This window comes from Streptomyces apricus, assembly GCF_008369065.1.
Taxonomy (GTDB): domain Bacteria; phylum Actinomycetota; class Actinomycetes; order Streptomycetales; family Streptomycetaceae; genus Streptomyces; species Streptomyces apricus.
The window spans coordinates 1-5,131 of record NZ_VDFC01000110.1; the positions used below are offsets into that span (position 1 = coordinate 1).

A 5,131-nucleotide genomic window follows, 5' to 3' on the forward strand; every position below is an offset into this window, starting at 1 on the left:
GGGCGGGGGTGCCGCCCTGTTCGGATCCGTCCTTCTGGCCGTGGTCGGCTTCCTCGTCGTACGTCCCGCGCAGGGTGTCGAACCGCTTCATGCGTTCCAGCACCGCCTCGGCGGTGGGCCGGGCCATCTCGTCCACGATCCGCCCGTCCCCGAGGAAGAGGACCAGGTCGGCGTGGGCCGCCGCGCCCGGATCGTGCGTGACCATGACGACGGTCTGCCCCAGCTCGTCCACGGCGTCCCGCAGGAAGCCCAGGACCTCCAGGCCCGCGCGCGAGTCGAGGTTGCCGGTCGGCTCGTCCGCGAAGATCAGCTCGGGGCGCGAGGCGAGCGCCCGGGCGCAGGCCACCCGCTGCTGCTGGCCGCCGGAGAGCTGCGCGGGCCGGTGCTTGAGGCGGTCGCGCAGGCCGAGCTGGTCGACGACCTGGTCCAGCCACTTCTCGTCGGGCTTCTTGCCCGCGATGTCCATGGGCAGCGTGATGTTCTCCGCCGCGTTCAGGGTCGGGATCAGGTTGAACGACTGGAACATGAAGCCGATCCGGTCGCGCCGCAGCCGGGTCAGCTCGCGTTCCTTCAGCCCGGTGATCTCGGTGCCGCCCAGCCACACCTGCCCGGCCGAGACGTTGTCGAGCCCCGCCAGGCAGTGCATCAGGGTGGACTTCCCCGAGCCCGAGGGGCCCATGACCGCCGTGAAGCGGCCGCGCGCGATGTCCACGTCGACCGAGTCGAGGGCGAGCACGGCCGTCTCACCCGATCCGTACGCCTTCGTCAGTCCCCGGGCGCGGGCCGCCACCTCTTCGGCGTCCGTGCGCCCGAGGGCGTGCTCCGCAGCTGCTGTGGACAAGGCCGCCTCCCCTGGGATCGGACTTCGGTGTCCGCGGGCGAGCCTAGTGTGACCGGGGGCACACCCGGTATCCCCCCGAAGTGCCGGTCGTCCTCCGCCGCAGGGCGGTCACCTCAGGGTCTGTGTAAGGGACACCCTTAGGGGAGCGGGGTGGTCATCAGGGGCGTAGTGGCCGCTCTCAGGAGCCACCGGCGGCCTTCGAGGGGCGCACCAGCAGCCTTCGGAGGCGCACCGGCGGCTCCCGGAGGTGGCCGGTGGGGGAGAGGTCACCCCCGTGCGCCCTTGCCGTTGCTAGCATTTCGGCGCTAGCTTCGAGGTATGGCGAAGACCCAGCTGAACGTACGCGTGGACGAGGGCACCGCCCGGGCCGCGCGGGAACGCGCCCTGGCCCGCGGGATGAGCGTCAACCGCTACATCGAGGAGCTGGTCAGGCAGGACACCGGGGAGGCCGGCCACACCTTCGTCGAGGCCGCCGCCGACTTCATGAAGCAGTACGAGTCCGTCTTCGCCGAGGAGTTCGGCACGGACCGGGAAGGCCGTAGCTGAGCCCTTGAACGAACCGCTGGACATCAGGGTCGACCTGGCCTGGCTCCTCATGGTCGCCGAGCAGAAGACGCCGGGGGACCCGCAGGTCACCGACTGGGGCGCCCTCGTCGCCGCCGTCGGCCGGCACGGCGCCGAGATCTTCGGCGTCCCCGTCTACGACACCCCGCACGACCGCGCCGCCGCCCTGCTCCAGGTCCTGCTGCACGTCCCCGCGCTCGAACGGTCGAACGCGATGTTCGCCATGGCCGTCGCGTACGCCTACCTCGTCGCCAGCGGCCTGAAGGTCGTCACCTCGCCCGAGCAGGTCCGCGACCTGGCCAGACTCACCAAGACCGGTGGGGCGACCGTCCGGGACATCGCGCGCGAGCTGCGCCGGTGGACCCTGTGAGACGCAGGCGCGCTCAGGACTTCGGCGGGCGCCTGGCCGTGCCCAGCACGCAGTACGAGCTGGGCGTGCGCGGCCCCTTGTCGGGCACCAGCAACCGCCGGTAGGGCCCCAGTTCGTACCCCGCGTCCCTGATCGCGCCGACCGGGTCCCGGCTCACGTGGCAGCCGCCGAACAGCGGCGGCCACACCGTGCGGTCCAGGACGCGCTGACCGGCCGTCATCGCACGGCCACCGCCCCTGCCGTGCTCGAAGAAGCGCAGCTCACCGCCCGGGCGCAGCACGCGGCGGATCTCGGCGAGGGCCCGCGGCAGGTCCCGTACGCTGCACAGCACCAGGGACACGACGGCCGCGTCGAACGCCTCGCTCTTGACCGGCAGGGCCTCCGCCACCCCCGGCACCACGTCGACCGGCACCTCGGAGCGCAGGGCCGCGGTCACGGCCAACTGCCGCAGCCGACGCTCCGGTTCGATCGCGACGACCTCCGAGACCGTGCCCGGACAGTGCGCGAAGTTCAGCCCGTTGCCCGCGCCGATCTCGATGACCCGGCCGTGCAGCCCGGCGAGCAGCTCGTCGCGGTGGACCCCGATCGCCGGCTCGGCCGCCACGCTGAGCCGGGCGTAGAAGCGGGCGAACAGCGGGTGGTGCACCGCGGCCGGGGACATCGTGCCGCCCTGCGCGCCCCTGCCGCTTCTGGCGCTCCTGGCGGTGCTGTCGCTTCGGGCGCTCCTGGAACCGAGCGGTCGCATGCGGTCTCCCCTCGGGGTGCGGACCTACCGCGATTGTCCCCCGGCAGCGCCCCGCTCACCCGTCCGCGGCCCGGCGGGTCCCGGCCGGCGGCCGGTGCGGGGGGCTGTCCGCCGGGCAGGAGCCACCGGTCGGGTCTACGCGCGCCACATCGGCTCAAGCACCAGTCTTTACGGGTCACTTGACCCGCCAGTAACGTGAAGGACGTGGTGACTCCGGTGAACCCCCCACCTCTGTCGCACCCTTCGCCACCGCCCTCGACGCACGCTTCGCAACCACCGGACGACGCGCCGCACGCGTACGCGCGCACTCCGCTGTCCGAGGGCGTCCGGGTCCGGGTGCTGTCCGCCGTGCACGGCGATCCGCTCGCCGCGGCGGAGCTGACCGCTGTCCTCGGCGAGCGCCAGCGGGCCGGTCTCGAACCGCTGCCCGCCGACCCCCTCGCCGCGGTGCCCGGCCTGCTGCGCACGCTGCGGCCCGCGCTCCGCCGGCTCGCGCCGGACACCCGCCGCCTGCTGCTGATAGCCGCCGCCGACCAGTACCCGTTCGCCGCGCACGCCTACGGGCGGGCCGTGGCCGCACTCCGCCTGGACGCCCGCTCCCTGGACGACGCCGAGGCGGCCGGGCTGGCGCGCACGACGTCCACGGGTGTCGTCTTCCGGGACGCCTGGACCCGCGTCGCCGCCTACGAGAGCGCGCCCGCGGCCGACCGGCGCGAGGCGCACCGCCTCCTCGCCAGGGTCCTGCGCGGCGAGGGCGAGGCGCCCCGCCGGTCCTGGCACCGGGCCGCCGCCGCGCTCGGCCCCAGCCGGCGCCTGGCCGCCGAACTGCGCGCCACGGCGCACGAGGCGCGCGCCGCCGGGGAACACGCGCTGGCCTGCGCGCTCCTCGAACGGGCCGCCGCACTCACCCCCGACCCGCGCGAACGCCCGCGCCTGCTGGCCCGCGCCGCCGCCGACGCGTGGCACTCGGGCGACGGCGACCGGGCCCGCCGGCTGGCCGCCCACGCGGACCGGGACGTCGAGGGGCTCGGCGGACTGCTGGCCCTGCGCGCGGGGAACGCCACGGAGGCGTTCGACGCGTTGCTCACGGGAGCGGTGGGCAGCGCCGGGCGCGGCACGCGGCCCGGGACGCGACGCGACACAGGGTGTGGCGCGGAGGAGAGCACGCAGAGCGCTGCGGACCGTGGCACGGAGAGCACTGCGGGCCGTGGCGCCGAGGCCGGTGCGGGGCATGGTGGTGCGGCTGCGGCTGCGGCTGTGGTGAGGCGGCGTCCGGCCGGTGCGGTCGTGCGTCCGTCCGGGGCCGACGTCGCCGCGCACCTGGTGGCACGTGCCACCGAAGCCGCCCTCTACACCGGTGACCTGCGTCGCTGCCGCGAGGCCGCGGCCGTCGCGGCCCGGTTCCGCATCACGCCGCCGGGCACCCTCGGAGGGCTGGTCGCGGCGTCCGAGGGACGCTACGAGGACGCCCGGAACCTGCTGCGGACGGCGGCCGGACGCTGCGGCCCGGGCAGCGGCCCCACCGCGCTGATCCACTCCTCCATCGCCGCGCTGCTGCTGGGCGACCACACCCGGGCCGCCGCGTCGGCCGTCCGGGCCGCCGCCGCGGCCCGTGCGGCGGGCGAACCCGCGGTCGTGCCGCAGGCCATGGAGTTCGGTGCGTACGCCGAGTTCTGGACGGGGCGCCCCCGGTCCGCGGAGGCGGCCGCGCTGGACGCCCTGCGGCAGGCGTACGCCACCGGACAGGACAACGGGGCCTGCCACCTGCAGGCCGCCCTCGCCATGTTCGCGGCCGTCACCGGCGACCAGGAGCTCTGCCGGGCACGCGCCGAGGTGGCCCGTACGCACGCCCTGGAGCGCGGCCTCGGGCTGCCCGCCGCCCTCGCCCTGTGGGCGCTCGCCTTCCTCGACCTCAGCACGGGGCGTTACGCGGCCTCCGCGTCCCGGCTGCGCGCCCTCGCCGGATTCGGCCCCGGGCACGGCCACCGGGTCATCCGCCACTCCGCCGTCCCGCACTACGTGGAGGCCGCGGTCCGTACCGGCGACACCCGGGTCGCGCGCAGCGCCCACGCCGACTACGACCGCTGGGCGAGCGTGGTGGGCAGCGCGGACGAGCTGGCGCTGAGCGCCCGGTGCCGGGCGCTGCTGGCCACCGGGGACGAGGCCGCCGACCACTACCGGACGGCCCTCGACCTGCACGCGGGCGGCACCCGCGACTTCGAACGGGCCCGTACGGAGCTGTTGTTCGGCGGCGCGCTGCGGCGGCTGCGCCGGCGGACGGAGGCGCGGGACCGGCTGCACAGCGCCCTGGAGGCCTTCGAGCACTTCGGGTCGCCGCACTGCGCGGCCGAGGCCCGGGCGGAGCTGCGGGCCCTGGGGGAGCCGGCCCGGTCCCCGGCCGGCGCGCCCGGCACGGTCGGGGTGCTGACCCCGCAGCAGCTCACGGTGGCGCGGATGGCCGCCGAGGGGGCGACCAACCGGGAGATCGCGTCCCGGCTGCTGCTCAGCCCGCGGACCATCGACCACCATCTGCGGGGGGTGTTCAACCGGCTCGGGATACGGTCGCGGATCGAGTTGGTGCGGTTGCTGGTTGCGGGGGACTGAGCGGGGC

The 5,131-nt window shown here is 75.6% G+C and carries 5 protein-coding genes; 3 read left to right on the plus strand and 2 right to left on the minus strand.

All coding sequences use genetic code 11. The features are described 5' to 3' along the window. A partial coding sequence (locus tag FGF04_RS38045) for an ABC transporter ATP-binding protein (RefSeq protein ID WP_235882718.1) occupies nt 1-841 on the minus strand: 841 nt, incomplete at its 3' end. A 318-nt stretch (nt 842-1,159) separates the two neighbouring features. On the opposite strand from FGF04_RS38045, the gene FGF04_RS38050 reads away from it, so the two are divergent. Together FGF04_RS38050 and FGF04_RS38055 are read left to right on the plus strand one after the other, a co-directional pair. Continuing rightward, entirely contained in the window at nt 1,160-1,387 is a 228-nt protein-coding gene (locus FGF04_RS38050) for an antitoxin (RefSeq protein WP_149515959.1), read from the plus strand. Between the two features lie 49 nt (nt 1,388-1,436). Then, complete coding sequence (locus FGF04_RS38055; protein WP_149515960.1) at nt 1,437-1,775, plus strand: fic family toxin-antitoxin system, toxin component; 339 nt, start codon at nt 1,437-1,439, stop codon at nt 1,773-1,775. Nucleotides 1,776-1,788: 13 nt separating this feature from the next. On the opposite strand, the gene FGF04_RS38060 is transcribed toward FGF04_RS38055, so the two are convergent. Then, nucleotides 1,789-2,436, minus strand: coding sequence for a class I SAM-dependent methyltransferase (locus tag FGF04_RS38060; RefSeq protein ID WP_149515961.1), 648 nt, complete (start codon nt 2,434-2,436; stop codon nt 1,789-1,791). A gap of 291 nt (nt 2,437-2,727) precedes the next feature. Between FGF04_RS38060 and FGF04_RS38065 the strand changes: the two genes are divergently transcribed. Continuing rightward, the gene (locus tag FGF04_RS38065; protein ID WP_408055722.1) at nt 2,728-5,124 is read left to right on the plus strand and encodes a helix-turn-helix transcriptional regulator; all 2,397 of its coding nucleotides are present in this window, start codon (nt 2,728-2,730) and stop codon (nt 5,122-5,124) included. Nucleotides 5,125-5,131: the final 7 nt, after the last annotated feature.